14 protein-coding genes are annotated in these 14,577 nt (G+C 72.2%); 9 read left to right on the top strand and 5 right to left on the bottom strand.

The genetic code is table 11. The annotated features are described in order from the left end of the window. Window positions 1–59 precede the first annotated feature (59 nt). On the top strand, window positions 60–641 hold the full coding sequence (locus tag ACIRDU_RS03355; protein WP_403573733.1) for a TetR/AcrR family transcriptional regulator: 582 nt from the start codon (window positions 60–62) through the stop codon (window positions 639–641). A 1-nt stretch (window position 642) separates the two neighbouring features. Here the strand turns inward: ACIRDU_RS03355 and ACIRDU_RS03360 are convergent, their stop codons facing one another. Next, window positions 643–1,029 carry a RidA family protein gene (locus tag ACIRDU_RS03360; RefSeq protein WP_403573737.1) on the bottom strand — a complete coding sequence of 129 codons (387 nt, stop codon included), beginning with the start codon at window positions 1,027–1,029 and terminating at the stop codon, window positions 643–645. A gap of 50 nt (window positions 1,030–1,079) precedes the next feature. Here ACIRDU_RS03360 and ACIRDU_RS03365 point away from each other — a divergent pair, with 50 nt between their 5' ends. Next, window positions 1,080–2,018 carry a LysR family transcriptional regulator gene (locus ACIRDU_RS03365; RefSeq protein WP_403573740.1) on the top strand — a complete coding sequence of 313 codons (939 nt, stop codon included), beginning with the start codon at window positions 1,080–1,082 and terminating at the stop codon, window positions 2,016–2,018. 88 nt (window positions 2,019–2,106) lie between these two features. After that, complete coding sequence (locus ACIRDU_RS03370) at window positions 2,107–3,339, top strand: pyroglutamyl peptidase (protein WP_403573743.1); 1,233 nt, start codon at window positions 2,107–2,109, stop codon at window positions 3,337–3,339. On the opposite strand, the gene ACIRDU_RS03375 is transcribed toward ACIRDU_RS03370, so the two are convergent. Further along, window positions 3,290–4,120 (bottom strand): EI24 domain-containing protein, encoded by an 831-nt coding sequence (locus ACIRDU_RS03375; RefSeq protein WP_403573746.1) that lies wholly within the window; start codon window positions 4,118–4,120, stop codon window positions 3,290–3,292. The two genes, ACIRDU_RS03370 and ACIRDU_RS03375, sit on opposite strands and share 50 nt — an antisense overlap. Window positions 4,121–4,263: 143 nt before the next feature. Here ACIRDU_RS03375 and ACIRDU_RS03380 point away from each other — a divergent pair, with 143 nt between their 5' ends. Continuing rightward, window positions 4,264–6,831 (top strand): M14 family zinc carboxypeptidase, encoded by a 2,568-nt coding sequence (locus tag ACIRDU_RS03380; protein WP_403573749.1) that lies wholly within the window; start codon window positions 4,264–4,266, stop codon window positions 6,829–6,831. Beyond that, window positions 6,828–7,973 (top strand): serine hydrolase domain-containing protein, encoded by a 1,146-nt coding sequence (locus ACIRDU_RS03385; protein WP_403573752.1) that lies wholly within the window; start codon window positions 6,828–6,830, stop codon window positions 7,971–7,973. Before ACIRDU_RS03380 ends, ACIRDU_RS03385 begins: the two co-directional genes overlap by 4 nt. A 68-nt stretch (window positions 7,974–8,041) precedes the next feature. Here ACIRDU_RS03385 and ACIRDU_RS03390 read toward each other — a convergent pair whose 3' ends face one another. After that, window positions 8,042–8,461 (bottom strand): organic hydroperoxide resistance protein, encoded by a 420-nt coding sequence (locus ACIRDU_RS03390; protein ID WP_403573754.1) that lies wholly within the window; start codon window positions 8,459–8,461, stop codon window positions 8,042–8,044. 95 nt (window positions 8,462–8,556) lie between these two features. Further along, entirely contained in the window at window positions 8,557–9,579 is a 1,023-nt protein-coding gene (locus ACIRDU_RS03395; RefSeq protein WP_403573757.1) for an NADP-dependent oxidoreductase, read from the bottom strand. Between the two features lie 102 nt (window positions 9,580–9,681). On the opposite strand from ACIRDU_RS03395, the gene ACIRDU_RS03400 reads away from it, so the two are divergent. After that, on the top strand, window positions 9,682–10,131 hold the full coding sequence (locus ACIRDU_RS03400; protein WP_403573760.1) for a MarR family winged helix-turn-helix transcriptional regulator: 450 nt from the start codon (window positions 9,682–9,684) through the stop codon (window positions 10,129–10,131). 90 nt (window positions 10,132–10,221) lie between these two features. On the opposite strand, the gene ACIRDU_RS03405 is transcribed toward ACIRDU_RS03400, so the two are convergent. Next, complete coding sequence (locus ACIRDU_RS03405; RefSeq protein ID WP_403573762.1) at window positions 10,222–11,028, bottom strand: hypothetical protein; 807 nt, start codon at window positions 11,026–11,028, stop codon at window positions 10,222–10,224. 269 nt (window positions 11,029–11,297) lie between these two features. On the opposite strand from ACIRDU_RS03405, the gene ACIRDU_RS03410 reads away from it, so the two are divergent. From ACIRDU_RS03410 to ACIRDU_RS03420, 3 genes are all read left to right on the top strand, one after another. Then, window positions 11,298–12,461 carry a mandelate racemase/muconate lactonizing enzyme family protein gene (locus ACIRDU_RS03410; protein ID WP_403573765.1) on the top strand — a complete coding sequence of 388 codons (1,164 nt, stop codon included), beginning with the start codon at window positions 11,298–11,300 and terminating at the stop codon, window positions 12,459–12,461. Beyond that, on the top strand, window positions 12,458–13,462 hold the full coding sequence (locus ACIRDU_RS03415; RefSeq protein ID WP_403573768.1) for a zinc-binding dehydrogenase: 1,005 nt from the start codon (window positions 12,458–12,460) through the stop codon (window positions 13,460–13,462). Before ACIRDU_RS03410 ends, ACIRDU_RS03415 begins: the two co-directional genes overlap by 4 nt. A gap of 128 nt (window positions 13,463–13,590) precedes the next feature. Further along, a complete protein-coding gene (locus tag ACIRDU_RS03420) occupies window positions 13,591–14,559 on the top strand; it encodes a hypothetical protein (RefSeq protein ID WP_403573770.1) in 969 nt (322 codons plus the stop codon). The last annotated feature ends 18 nt before the right edge of the window (window positions 14,560–14,577 follow it).

Genomic DNA, 14,577 nt, shown 5'->3' on the forward strand with positions numbered 1-14,577 from the left:
CCGCTTTGCCTGTGACGCGGTAGGTTTCGTTATCTCCTCGTGATGATGAGCTGTTCGGCATGTCGTACGGTGACGCCATGACGGCCAGGACGAGAAGCGAGGAACGGCGCGCGGAGATCGTGCGGGCCGCTCTGGAGGTGATCGCCGAGCGCGGTTACCGGGGGGCCAGCCTGGCCGCGGTCGCCGAACGGGTCGGGCTCACCCAGCAGGGGCTGCTGCACCACTTCCCGACGAAGGAGTCACTGCTGGTGGCGGTGCTCCAGGAGCGGGACCGCTGGGACGCGATGCCCGCCGGGCGGCTGCGGCTCGACCTGCTGGCGTCCCTGGTGGAGTACAACGCGATGCGGCCCGCCATCATCCAGACCTTCTCGGCGCTGCTCGGCGAGAGCGTCACGGAGGGGCATCCGGCCCGGGCGTACTTCACGGAGCGCTATGCCGGGGTACGCGCCGGCATGGCCGAGGTGCTGCGCGCCGAGTACGGCGACCGGCTGCCGGGCGGCCTCACCCCCGAGCGGGCCGCGCCCCTGCTCGTGGCGGTCCTGGACGGGTTGCAGTACCAGTGGCTGCTGGACCCGGAGTCGGTCGACATGGCGTCCGCGTTCCGGGACTTCCTGATGCTGCTCGGCGAGAACGACGGCTGATCTAGCGAGCGGGTACGGCGGCCACGACCTCGACCTCGACGAGGGCCTCGGGGCGGAACAGCCGGGACGCCTCGAAGGTCATGCTGGTCGGCGGAGTCCCGGTGAGGAACTGCCGTCGTACGGCGCCGTATTCGTCCAGCCGGGAGATGTCGGTCAGGTACGTGCGGATGTTGACCACGTCGGCCAGGGTCGCGCCGTGCGCCGCCAGCAGCGCGGTGAGGGTCTCGAAGACGCCCCGGGTCTGCTCGGCGAGCGTGGCACCCTCGGCGATCTGCCCGGACACGAACAACAGGGCGCTGCCGTCGGCCTGTTCGATGCGGGCGACCTGGGAGTAGTAGGGGCTCAGGGGCTGCGGCGCGGCGGCGGGGTTGTCCAGGGTGATCTGCATGCCGCCGACGCTAGGCGCGACCCCGGAAATGCGACAAGCGAATGTCTAGCATGGCTGCCATGCCGAACACGCATGACGCGGGCCCCGAGCTCTCCACCGTCTGGCTGCGGGTCTTCCTGGAGGTGGCCCGGCACGGGTCGTTCACGGTGGCGGCGCGGACGCTCGGCTGGACGCAGTCGGCGGTGTCCCGGCAAGTGGCCTCACTGGAAGCCGCGTTGGGCGGCGGCCCGCTCTTCGACCGGCTGCCGCGCGGGGTGACGCTGACGGAGGCGGGGCGGCTGCTGGTGCCGCACGCCGAGACGGTCGCCGCCGCGCTGCACGACGCCCGGCGCGAACTCGCCGCCCTGCGCGAGGCGGCCGGTGGACGGCTCCGGTTCGGCGCCTTCGCCACCGCCGACGCGGCCCTGGTGCCGCACGCCCTGGCCCTCTTCCGCGCCCGCCGGCCCCGGGTCCGGGTGACGCGCGAGGAGGGCCTCACCCCCACCCTGCTGGACCGGCTGACGGCCGGTCACCTGGACCTGGCGGTCGTCTCGACGACGGGCCGCGCACCGCTGGAGCGGTACGAGCTCCACCACCTCCTCGACGAACCGCTGTACGTCGCCGTCCCGGACGGTCACCCCCTCGCCGGCCACGAGGGGCCGGTGCCGCTCGGCCGTTTCGCGGACGCCGACTGGATCTGCGGCAGCGCGCGCCCCGAGGGCACCCTCCTCGACGCGGCCCTGCGTCAGGGCTTCCGACCGCGGGTCGCCCACGTCGTCGGCGAGTGGACCGCCAAGCAGGGCTACGTCGCCGCGGGGCTCGGCGTGACCCTCGTACCGGCGCTCGCGGCCGCGTCCGTACGCCCTGACATCACGCTGCTGCCGGTGCGCGACGAGGGCGCCCCGGCCCGGGCGGTGTACGCGGCGACCGTGCGCGGCCGGTCCCTGACCCCCGCCGCCTCGGTCTTCCTGGACGCGGTGCGGGAGGCGACGGCGAAGATCCTCGCCTGAGCCCCGCCCATGGCGTGGACCACACCCGTCACGCGATACTGCGGCGGTCCGGCACCGACCCCCACCGCGACGGAAGGCCTGAACACCCTTGAACTCCATACGCGTTCGCCTCGGCGTCCTCGGCCTCGCCCTGCTGACCGGCTTCACCGCCCCGACGGCCGCGAGCGCCGCCGAGACGGCACCCGCTCCCACCGTCGAGGAGCAGCGGCTCGACAGAGCGGCGCCGCAGGAGATCTTGCGGCGCTCCGGGTTCGGCGGCCTGGCCCCGCGGCTGGCCCGGGCTCTCGACGCGGCCCGCTCCTACGGGGAGGCGCGCCGGGCGGTCACGCGCGAGGGCGCGCGGCTGTGGCAGCGTGCCGTCGACCGGGCGCAGGGGCGCGGACCGGCCGGCGGGGACCTCAGCCGGGACGACGACCGGCCGCTGTACTGGGCACGGCTCGGTATGACCCGTGAAGTGCGCACCTGGGAGCCGGCGTTCGGCCTGACGGACGGGCAACGGGCCGCGCTGCTGGACGAGCTGGAGCGCTCCTCGCGCGGCCAGGACGCCCTGCGCTATCCGCACGGCAAGAACCTGAAGCGGATATTGCTGACCGGCTTCGACCCGTTCACGCTGGACCGCGACATCCGCATCTCCAATCCGTCCGGCGCCACCGCGCTGGCCCTCGACGGCACGGTGATCGAGACGGCGGACGGACCGGCCCGGATCGAGACGGCCGTGTTCCCGGTGCGCTGGCAGGACTTCACCGAGGGCACGGTGGAGCGCACCCTGCGGCCGTACCTGCCGAAGGTCGACCTGTTCACGACGGTGAGCCAGGGCAGGGTCGGGCGGTTCGACATCGAGCGCACCAACGGGGCCTGGCGGGGCGGCTTCGCGGACAACGACACCATCGGCCGCACCGGGACCGTGCCGGTGACCGACCCGGCCTCGCAGCCGCAGTGGACGACGACCACCCTGCCCCACGCGGCGATCGTCGCCGCGGACACGGGCCGCTTCCCGGTGTACGACAACACCGGCGTCACGGAGATCCCGGCCGGCGGCACCGAGCCGGTCGTACGCCGCGACGGGCCGACGCCCGGCTCGACCGCTCGCGCGGGCGGCGGCGGCGACTACCTCTCCAACGAGATCGCCTACCGGGCGACGCTGCTGCGGGACCGGCTGGGGCTGCACGACACGCTGCCGGGCGGGCACGTGCACACGCCGGTGCTTCAGTTCGGCGCCGGGAACACCACCGAGGTCACCGACCCCGAGTTCGTGCGGAACCGGCTGGACATCATCGCCCAGGTGAGGGCGATCCTGAGGGTGGCTGCGGAGAAGTCGTAGCGGCCTGGTCGCCGTCCTCCTCGCCGCCCTCGTCGATCTCCTCGCCCAGCAGGTCACGGGCCATGAGGGTGGCGCCCGCGACCGCGCCCGGCATGAGGAACACCGCGACGAACGGCACCAGGAAGGCCACGGCGAGCGGTGTGCCGAAGCCCCAGACGAGGGTCTTGCGCGAGCGCAGCAGAGTGAGGCGGGTGCGCAGGTCGACGCTGCGGCGCTGGAGGGCGACGGCGGTCAGTTCCTCCGTGAGGAAGAACCCGGTGACGAAGAACCCGATCACCGGGACGGCCGTCTGCCCGACCACCGGGATGAAGCCGCACCCGAACAGCAGCACACCCCACAGGGCGGCCCGCACCACGATGCGGAGGCTGTCACGGGCGGAGATCCACAGTTCGCGCCAGAGCGGCAACCCCGACTCGGGGGCGTGCCCGTCCGGGGACACGTCCCGGTCGACCTGCTCGGAGAGGTTCTCGTAGAAGGGCTGCCCGATCAGCAGGGTCACCGCGGTGAAGGTCACGACGGCGAGGAGCAGGGCGAGGGCGAACAGCACGGCGGTCAGGAAGCCGCGGAAGAGGCCGAGCCACGGCCTGGACCAGTCGTCGGCGAAGGGCGTCGCCCAGGTGACGGCGTCCTCGCCCCACAGCGCCAGCGCGACCAGCGCCGCCGCGTACAGGACGAGGGTGATCAGGCCCGGGAGCAGCCCGAAGCCGTAGCTCCTGCCGTGCCGGGCCACCCACCGCTGGCCCTTCAGGAGGTACCGGAAACCCGCCCCTAGATCGCGCATGGGCAAACCCTATCGGGGGAGGCCGGGCCGCTCCCCGACAGGGCCGTTCGGGGCTCCGGTGACACCAAGGCGCCCTTGTTGCCGTTGAGTCGAACCGGTACACCTCGCCGTACCGATCTCAGGAAGCCCCGGAGGAGGCACGCGTGCGCACCACGAGAAGCGTTCCCGCGAGACCCGCACTGATCGTCACCCTGACCCTGGCCACGGCGGGTTCACTCCTGCTCGCCCCCGGCGCCGCCGGCGCGGACCCGAAGCCCGTCACCCGTGAGGGCCCCGCCGTGGACGACCGCGCGGCACAGGCGCCCGCGAGCGCGACGCGACGCGCGTTGACCGCGGACACCTCGGCCGGCACCACCACCCGCGGCTACCCCCGCCGCCAGATCCTCTCCCCCGATCCGGAGAACCCCGGCGACAAGTCCCTGAAGCTGGGCCTCACGCCGTACCACGCGATCGCGCCGAAGCTGAACGCCTTACAGCGCCTCGGCGACCGGGTGAGTGTGGAGGTGACCGGCCGCTCGGCCGGCGGCCGCCGCCTCTACCTCGTCACCGTCACCGCCCCGGAGACCACCCGGCAGGCCCGCGCCCAGGAGCGGATGCGCGACCTGATCGAGAACGCGCCCGCGACGGCGGCCAAGTCCCGGGACATCAAGCGGGATTACAAGACACCGGTCTTCGTCAACGGCAACATCCACGGCAACGAGTGGGAGGGCACGGACGCCTCCCTGAAGGTCATCGAGCAGCTCGCGACGGCAAAGGACGCCAGGACCAGGGACCTCCTCGCGCGCAGCCGCCTGTACTTCAACATCACGGCCAATCCGGACGGCCGTATCGCCGGGACCCGCGCCAATGCCAACGGCTTCGACCTGAACCGGGACTTCGTCACCGCCTCGCAGCCCGAGACGCGGGCGATGCGGCAGATCGAGATCGGCAAGCAGCCGGCCGTCCTGCTCGATCTGCACGGCTACGTCAACGGCACCCTCATCGAGCCGACCACTCCCCCGCACGGCGAGAACTACGAGTACGACCTCTTCCTGAAGAACAGCTACGCCAACGCCCTCGGCATGGAGTCCGCGGTCAACGCCCTCGGCTACACGCCCGCGAAGGACGGTGTGGAGGCGGCCCAGATCCCGTTCCGCGACCAGGAGGAGGGCTGGGACGACTGGCCGCCGATCTTCACCCCGCAGTACGCGGCCTTCCACGGCACGGTGGCCGCCCACACGGTGGAGATCCCGCTGGCGGTGAACAACGAGGAGTACGACGACCTGCCCGTCCCGGAGCTGCGCCGCCGCTCGGCGGTCAACACGGCCGTGGCGGGTGCGGCGATCCGCGCGACCCTGAACCACGTCCGCGAGCACCGCGGCACCCTGATCACCGACCAGATCGAGGTGTTCCGCCGCGGCGCGACGGGCGCCCCGCAGGTGCCGGTGTCCGCGCGGACGGTCCCCGGCGTCCCCGGCATCGGCCCGGAGGACGTCTACACGACGACGTTCCCGCGCGCCTACGTCATCCCGCCCGGCGACGCCCGCACCCAGCGCTCGGCCCCGGCCGCGGCGCGTCTGGTCGACCACCTCCTCGCCAACGGCGTCCGTGTCACCCGCGCCACCCGCCCCTTCCGGCTCGCCGGACGGACCCACCCCGGGGGCTCGTACGTCGTCGACATGCACCAGCCCAAGCGCGGCATGGCGAACGTGCTGCTGGCCGACGGCCGGGACATCAGCGACAAGGTGTCGGTGATGTACGACATCTCCGGCTGGAGCCTGGGCAGTCTGTGGGGCGCCACCGTCGAGCGGGTGCCGTCGGGCAGCCTGCGGGGTGCGCCCCTGCGTGCGATCAGCGGGGCCACGCCCGTCGCCCACGTGCCCGCTCACGGCAGTCTCCGGCTGCGCCTGACCGATCCGCGCGAGGTCGCCGCCCTCAACTCCCTGCTCCGGCGGGGCGTTGCGGTCCGGCGGGCGGCGGACGGCAGCGTGATCGTCCCGGCGTCGGCCCGCCGGGAGGCGCTCACCGCCGCCCGCGCCCACGACGTCTCCTTCACGGCGACGCGGCACACCGGCACGGCACCGCTCCACCGCCTTCGCGTCGCCGCAGCCGTCACGCCGGGTGAACTGTTCGCGCTGCGGGAGATGGGCTTCGACGTCACGCCGGTCTCGACGGCCGTCCTGAACGCGGGCTTCGACTGGTCGGGCACGGACGTGCTGTTCGTGTCCGCCGGGCTGGATCACGCGGCCTTGACCGCCCCCGCACGCCAGGCGCTGGACGCCTTCGTCGACGGCCACGGCCTGGTCGGCCGGGGCGCGACGGGAGCGGCCCTGAACGCGGCGGCGGGCCTGCTGGCCGTCAAGGCGGTGGAGGGCAACGCAGACGCGAACGGTGTGGTGCGGGTGACGAACTCGGGCCCCCTCACGCGCGGCGCACCGGCGCACAGCTTCGTCTACGCGCCGCTCTGGTTCACCGACCCCGGCCCCGGCGTCCGCGTGGAGCAGTCGTACGCGAACGGGAATCCGCTGGTGTCCGGGCACTGGCGGCCGCTGCGGGACGGCACCGGCGGTCCGGCCGGCGCCGCCGGGCAGGCCTCGGTCGTCAGCGGAGGTCACACGGTTTTGTTCGGTACCGAGCCACTGTTCCGGGACCACCCCAAGGGAGAATTCCCGCAGGTGGCGAGGGCATTGTTCACAGTCGCACACAGCGGTTCAGTTGAGGAGAGCGGATGACGCAGGAGATCCACGGCACCGTGGCGGACGGCTTCGAGGCGGTGCGCGAGGAGTTCGCCGCGTTCGTCGCCGGGGAGCGAGCCGACTACGAGGGGCAGCTGTGCGCCTACGTCCACGGCCGGAGGGTCGTCGACCTGTGGGCGGGGACCGGCGCGGACGCCCTCTACGGTGTGTTCTCGTCCACCAAGGGCGCCGCCTACCTGGTCGTGGCTCTGCTCGTCCAGGAGGGCACGCTCGAACTGGACCGCAAGGTGACGTACTACTGGCCGGAGTTCGCGGCCGAGGGCAAGGGCGCCCTGACGCTGCGGGATCTGCTGGCGCACCGGGCGGGCGTGGTCGGCACGGACAGCGGCTTCACGCTCGCGGAGCTGGCGGACGACCGCCAACTGGCCGAACGCCTCGCCGACCAGAGGCCGTTCTGGCGCCCCGGCACGGCGTTCGGCTACCACGCGCTGGTCGCCGGTGCCCTGGCCGGTGAGGTCGTACGCCGCGCGACCGGCCGCAGGCTTCAGGAGGTCTACCAGGAGCGGATCAGGAGCCCGTACGGCCTGGACTTCCACCTGGGCCTGCCCGCGCCCGAGGAACCGCGCTTCCGCAGCGTCCAGCCGATGGACCCGACCCCGGAGCAGCGGGTCGTCCTCGACGCCACGCCCACGGGCCGGCACGCGCTCGCCTCGATCGCGTTCAACGGCAACGCGCCGGAGCCGACCGACCTCGTCTCCCTTCCGAACATGCCGTTGATCCGCGCGAAGGGCCCGGCGTCGGTGGGCGGGGTGGCGTCCGCGCGGGGCCTGGCGGGGATGTACGCCGCGGCGATCAGCGAGGTGGGCGAGCAGGCGCCGCTGCTGAAGCCGGACACGGTGGCGGAGTTCGGCCAGTTCCACTCGGCCGGCTACGACCTGGTGGCCCGGGCCCACAAGTCGTTCGGGCTCGGCTTCCAGACGACCGCTGACACGTGGCACCCGTTCCTCGGCGCCGGGACGATCGGGCACAGCGGCGCGGGCGGCTCCCAGGCCTTCGCGGACCCGTGGAGCGGCCTCGCCTACGGCTACACGCGCCGCCGGTTCGCCTTCCCGGGCGGGGCGGCCCCGGAGAACGACCGGCTGGCGAGGGCGGTCCACGCGGCGGCGCTCGCCCTCTGAGCCCGGGCACGGGCAAAGGCCGCACCCCACGTCCAAGGGTGCGGCCTCCGCGTACGCAACGACTGTGGTCAGGCCAGCGTCACGGTGATGTTGCCGCGGGTCGCCTTCGAGTACGGGCACACCTCGTGGGCCTTCTCGATCAGCGACCGGGCGGTGCCCCGGTCCACCTTGGGGATGTCGGCCGAGATCGCGACGATGATCCCGAAGCCGTCCCCGTTCTTGCCGAGGCCGACCTTCGCGGTCACGGTCGAACCGGTGAGGTCGGCCCCCTCCTGACGGGCGACGACTCCGAGGGCCCCCTGGAAGCAGGCGCTGTACCCGGCGGCGAACAGCTGCTCCGGGTTGGTGCCGGCGCCGCTCCCGCCCATCTCCTTCGGCGGGTTGACGACGACGTCGAGTGTGCCGTCGTCGGTGGCGACCCGGCCGTCGCGCCCGTTCTCGGCGGTGGCGACGGCGGTGTACAGGACGTCGGACTGCTGGATCGGCATGCGGTGTGTTCCTTCGGTCGTCCGCCGCGGCTCGCGCCCGGGCCGGGACGGATTCGGAAACAAGTTACCGCATGTCGGAAACCTGAAGGAAGGCGTCAGAGCTTGACGATCATCTTCCCGGTGTTGTCGCCGCGCAGCACACCCAGGAACGCCTCCAGGTTGTTCTCGATGCCCTCGACGACGGTCTCCCGGTACTTCAGCTCACCGGAGGCGACCCAGGGGGCGACCTCCTGCACGAACTGCGGCTGGAGGTCGTAGTGGTCCCCGACCAGGAAGCCCTCGATCCGGCCGCGGGTGGCGATCAGGCGGGCGAGGTTCTTCGGGCCCGGGGCGGGCTCGGTGTTGTTGTAGACGGAGATCATGCCGCAGACGGCGATCCGGCCGCCCTCGTTGAGGGAGCCGATGGCCGCCTCCAGGTGGTCACCGCCGACGTTGTCGAAGTAGACGTCGATCCCGTCGGGAGCGGCGGCGCGCAGCTGCTTGGCGACGGGCCCGTCCTTGTAGTTGAAGGCGGCGTCGAAGCCGTACTCCTCCACGAGGAGCTTCACCTTCTCGTCCGACCCGGCGGAGCCGATGACCCGCGAGGCACCCTTCAGCCTGGCGATCTGCCCGACCTGGCCGCCCACGGCGCCGGCGGCACCGGACACGAAGACGGTGTCGCCCTCCTTGAAGGCGGCGGTCCGCAGCAGGCCCGCGTAGGCGGTGAGGCCGGTCATGCCCAGCACACCGAGGTACGTCGACAGCGGCGCGGCCTCCGGGTCCACCTTCACGGCGTTCTTCGCGCCGACGACCGCGTACTCACGCCACCCGAAGAAGTGCAGCACGTGGTCCCCGACGGACAGCCCCTCGGCGTTCGAGGCCACGACCTCACCGACGGCACCGCCCTGCATGACCTTGCCGAGCTCGAACGGGGCGACGTAGGACTTCGCGTCGCTCATGCGGCCGCGCATGTAGGGGTCCACGGAGAGGTACTTGTTCCGGATGAGGACCTGCCCCTCGCCCGGCTGCGGGACCTCCGCCTCGACGAAGGCGAAGTCCTCGGGCTTCGGCCAGCCGACGGGGCGGCTCACCAGGTGCCACTCACGGCTGACGGCGGGGAGGGTGGGGGTGTCGGTCATGATGCGCCTTACCTCACTGGCTCGATGCGAATGCTTCAGTACCTGAAACAACCATGCTCCTGAAAATTTCAGGTTGTCAAATAACCGGGTACCCTCGACGGCATGGCCTCCACCACACCGACGCCCCACGACATGACCAAGCGCCCGGATCCGCTGACCCTCGAGGTCGTCGAGCTGATCGGGGAGGTCGTGGCGCGGTTTCACGAGGACTACGAGTCGGCGGCCGCCGAGCACGCCCTGACCGGCGCGCAGGCCCGGCTGCTCAGCCTGCTGTGCCTCGAGCCGCTGCCGATGCGGAGGCTGGCCCAGCAGCTGAAGTGCGAGCCGTCCAACGTGACGGGCATCGTGGACCGGCTCGAGGCGCGGGGGCTGGTCGAGCGGCAGCCGGCTCCTGCGGATCGCCGGGTGAAGGTGGCGGCGGCCACCGCGGAGGGGCGCCGGGTGGCCCGGAGCCTGCGGGAGTCACTGAGGTTCGCCCGGGAGCCCCTGGCCGGGCTCTCCGAGGGGGAGCGGGTGGCGTTGCGGGACACGCTGCGGCGGATGCTGGGCTGAACCCGGGCCGGGGCCGCCGCCGTCAGGGGATCCCGCGCCCGGGGACCGGGTACGGCGGAACGTGGCCGGTGTCGCCCTCCGGGCCGGACGCTACGTGCACCACCACAGGAACCGGTTGCACGTCTGAGACGGGGTCGGTTCGGGTTCCGGTGCCGGGGTGGTCGGGGTTGACGTCGGAGTCGGGGCCGGGGCCGGCGGTGCGGCCGTGGGGGCGGCGGTCGGGCGGCCGGGGGAATCTCCCGAAGCGGCCGACTCGGCGTCCTTGCTCGGCTCGTCGCCCTTCGGGGACTCCGACGTGCCGTCCGTCGGGGACGCCGAAGCCGACGGTGAGTCAGATGCCTTTGGGGAGGGGGAATCCGACGCCCTGTCAGCTTCCGTCCTCCCGCCCGGGGCGCCGCCCGGTTCCCCCGCCTCGGCCGACGCGTTCCCGTCCGCCGACTCGCCCCCGGCCGCGGCCGGTCCGGGGGTCGGCCTCGGGGCGTCCATGCCGAGTTCCGCGAGGCTCAGGCCGCCCGCGGCCAGCACGAACCCGGCTGCCACGAACAGGGTTCTGCGCCGCCGCCGGCGGTGTGCCGCGGCCTTGCGGTCCCGACGGCTCGCCCCGCCCGGGCCGTCGGCAGCCGGCCCGTGGCCCCGTCCGCGACGGCGCGCGGCACGCCCCAGGTGCTCGTCGTCCTCGCCATCGTCATCGCCGTCGTCGTACACGTCTTCGTGCGCGTCGTCCGGCGTGTCCGACCCTGCCTGCCCCTCCGGGGCGTCGCCCGCGCTCTCGTAGGCGGTGGCGTCGTAGCCGGCGTACTCCGGCTCGCGCCGGCGCAGCGCTTCGGCCGAGGTGCCGCACCCCGGGCAGGCGAGGGCGCCGTTGAGGTGCCGTCGGCACGGGTCGCAGTAGTCCATGTCGCGGGAAGATTAAGTTCCGCGCCGGTCACGTTCCTAGATCCAGCTGTGAAGGTTCTGTACGGACACGGCTCCTCCGTGGTTTCGAAACTGTCGAAACCGTTATGCGCGCGACCCATTGACACCCCTGCCGCCGGATCCTTACTGTCACGCCAGCATTTCGAACGTGTGCCGAAATCTCGAACAGACCGAGTCGCCGGAGCACGAGCGGGACGCTGACGGAACAAACTGACGGAACTGAGCCGACGAAGCTGCGAGGGACAACCGCCGTGCGCATCACTGGAATCAGCACACACGTGGTCGGGACGCCGTGGCGCAACCTGACGTACGTCCAGGTGCACACCGACGAGGGGATCACCGGAGTCGGCGAGACCCGGATGCTGGGACACACCGACGCCCTTCTCGGTTATCTGAGGGAGGCCGAGGCCAATCACATTCTGGGCTCCGACCCCTTCGCTGTCGAGGACCTCGTCAAGCGCATGAAGTACGGCGACTACGGCCGCGCGGGCGAGATCGTGATGTCCGGCATCGCCGTGATCGAGATGGCCTGCTGGGACATCAAGGGCAAGGCCCTGGGCGTCCCCGTCTGGCAGCTGCTGGGCGGCAAGGTCACCGACAAGGTCAAGGCCTACGCCAACGGCTGGTACACCACCGAGCGGACCCCGGAGGCCTACCACAAGGCCGCCCAGGGCGTGATGGAGCGCGGCTACCGGGCACTCAAGATCGACCCGTTCGGCACCGGCCACTTCGAGCTGGACCACCAGCAGACCCTGTACGCCGTCTCCCTGATCGAAGCGGTCCGGGACGCCATCGGCCCCGAGGCCGAGCTGATGCTGGAGATGCACGGCCGCTTCTCCCCCGCGACGGCCGTGCGCCTGGCCAAGGAGCTGGCACCGTTCAAGCCGGCGTGGCTGGAGGAGCCGGTCCCGCCGGAGAACCTGAAGGCGCTGGAGAAGGTCGCCGCCAAGGTCGACATGCCGGTCGCCACCGGTGAGCGCATCCACGACCGGATCGAGTTCCGGGAGCTGTTCGAGAGCCAGGCCGTCGACATCATCCAGCCGGACGTCGGCCACATCGGTGGAATCTGGGAGACCAGGAAGCTCGCGGCGACCGCCGAGACCCACTACATGCTGGTGGCTCCGCACAACGTGGGCGGCTCGGTCCTGACCGCGGCGTCCCTCCAGGTCGGCTTCACCTCCCCGAACTTCAAGATCCTCGAGCACTTCAACGACTTCGCCGACGCGGAGATCAAGAAGGTGGTCAAGGGCGCCCCGCAGGTGAACCCGGAGGACGGCTGCTTCCACCTCTCCGACGCCCCGGGCCTCGGCGTGGAGCTGGATGTCGACGCCGCCGCCGAGTTCCCCCAGCAGCAGGCCCGTTTCGACCTCTGGGCGGAGGGCTGGGAACAGCGCAGGCCGAAGGGCTCGCAGTGAGCACCGCGGTCGTCATCGACGCCCCGGGCGAGCACCGTCTCGTCCCGCACGAGCCCCGGCAGCCCGAGCCGGGCGAGGCCCTGGTGCGGGTGCACGCCTCCGGGATCTGCGGCAGCGACCGCGAGGTCTACCAGGGCAACCGTCCCGAGGGCTATGTGCGCTACCCGCTCACCCCGGGCCACGAGTGGTCCGGGACGGTTCAGGCCGTGGGCGCCGGTGTCCCGGAGTCCCTCGTCGGCCGCAAGGTCGTCGGTGAGGGCTTTCGAAACTGTCAGGTCTGCGACCGCTGCCACGCGGGCGACACGACCCTGTGCACGGCCGGCTACGAGGAGACCGGGTTCACCCAGCCGGGCGCGATGGCGGCCACGCTGACCCTCCCGGCCCGCCTCCTGCACGCCCTCCCGGACGACTGCGACCTCACGGCCGCGGCCCTCCTGGAGCCCGCCGCCTGTATCGCGGCCGCCGCGCTGAAGGGCAACGCACAGCCCGGCGAGCGCGTCGCCGTGGTCGGCACCGGCACCCTCGGCATGTTCGCCGTGCAGTTCCTGAAGGCGAACTCGCCGGCCGAACTGCTGGTCGTCGGCACCCGCAGGGACCGCGAGGCGCTGTCGCGACAGTACGGCGCGACGGACTTCCGGACGAAGGACCAGGAACTCCCGGACGACTTCGACGTGGTGATCGAGACGGCCGGGTCCGCGGACGCCGCCCGGATCTCCGCCGGTCTGCTCAGGCGCGGCGGCCGGCTGGTCCTGACCGGCATCCCGGCGCCGGACGCCGACGGTCTCGACCCGACCGACCTCGTCGTGCGGCAGCTGGAGGTGCACACCGTCTTCGGTGCGCCGCCGGACGCCTGGGCGCACACGGTGCGCGTGTTCGCCGCCGGGCTGCTCGACCCGCTGCCGCTGGTGACGCACGAGCTGCCGCTCACCGAGTTCCCGCAGGCCATCGAGCTGGTCGGGGCCGGCGATCCCAAGGTGGGCAAGGTCCTGCTCCGCCCCTAGACGTACGCCGGTACGGGGGCAACCTGACGGCTCCCGTACCGGCGTACACCCAGCCCTGCCGCACCACGAGCCTCGCCGTACCCAGAGCCGCGAACCTCGTCCGACATATCGAACCGAAGGACATTCCTGTGACCGACGCTTCCGCCCCGGCCTCCCGCAGGCCCGGTGAGCAGGCGCTCACCGCCCTGGGCCTGAACGCGCCCGCCCCCGACCCCGCCGACGCCTCTCCGCACTCCTTCCCCGGCGGCGGTCGCTGGCGCACCGAGATCCCCTCCTGCGAGGGTCCCGAGGCCCTGGCGGTGGTCCTGAAGGAGGCCTCGCGGCTGGACGTGCCGATCCACCGGATCAGTCAGGGCAGCGGCGTGTGGATGCTGACCGACGCCGAGATCACCGAGATGGTCGAGGCGACGGCCGAACGCGACATCGAGCTCTGCCTGTTCACCGGTCCGCGCGGCACCTGGGACATCGGCGGCTCGACGCGCACCGACTCGCGCGGGGCCGGGCTGCGCGCCCGCGGCCACGACGCCGTCGCCGGCTGCGTGGAAGACGCGGTCAGGGCAACGGAGTTGGGTGTCCAGTGCCTGCTCGTCGCCGACGAGGGCGTGCTCTGGACGCTGCACCGGGCCCGGGCCGCCGGGATCATCCCGGCCGACACGACGCTGAAGGTCTCCGCGCTCATCGGCCCGGTCAACCCGGCCGCGTACGCGGTCTACGAGCGCCTCGGCGCCGACTCGGTCAATGTGCCGAGCGACCTGACGCTCGATCATCTCACCGAGATACGCCGGGTTTCCGGCGCTCCGATGGACATGTACATCGAGGCCCCCGACGACCTCGGCGGCTACGTCCGGATGTACGAGGTGGCCGAACTCATCAGACGCGGGGCCCCGTTGTACCTGAAGTTCGGCCTGTCCAAGGCCCCCGGGATCTACCCGTACGGGCACCACATGCGGGAGCTGACCCTGGCCACCGCCAAGGAGCGGGTGCGTCGCGGCCGGCTCGCCCTGGACCTGCTCGCCCGCCACGGCGCGGACGGCGACATGGCGCCGCTCGGGTCCCGGATGCCCGGCGATCTGCAACGGTTCGAAATCTCGGCATAACGTTCCGGACACTCGGCT

It is taken from the genome of Streptomyces sp. NPDC093598 (assembly GCF_044764825.1).
Classification (GTDB): domain Bacteria; phylum Actinomycetota; class Actinomycetes; order Streptomycetales; family Streptomycetaceae; genus Streptomyces.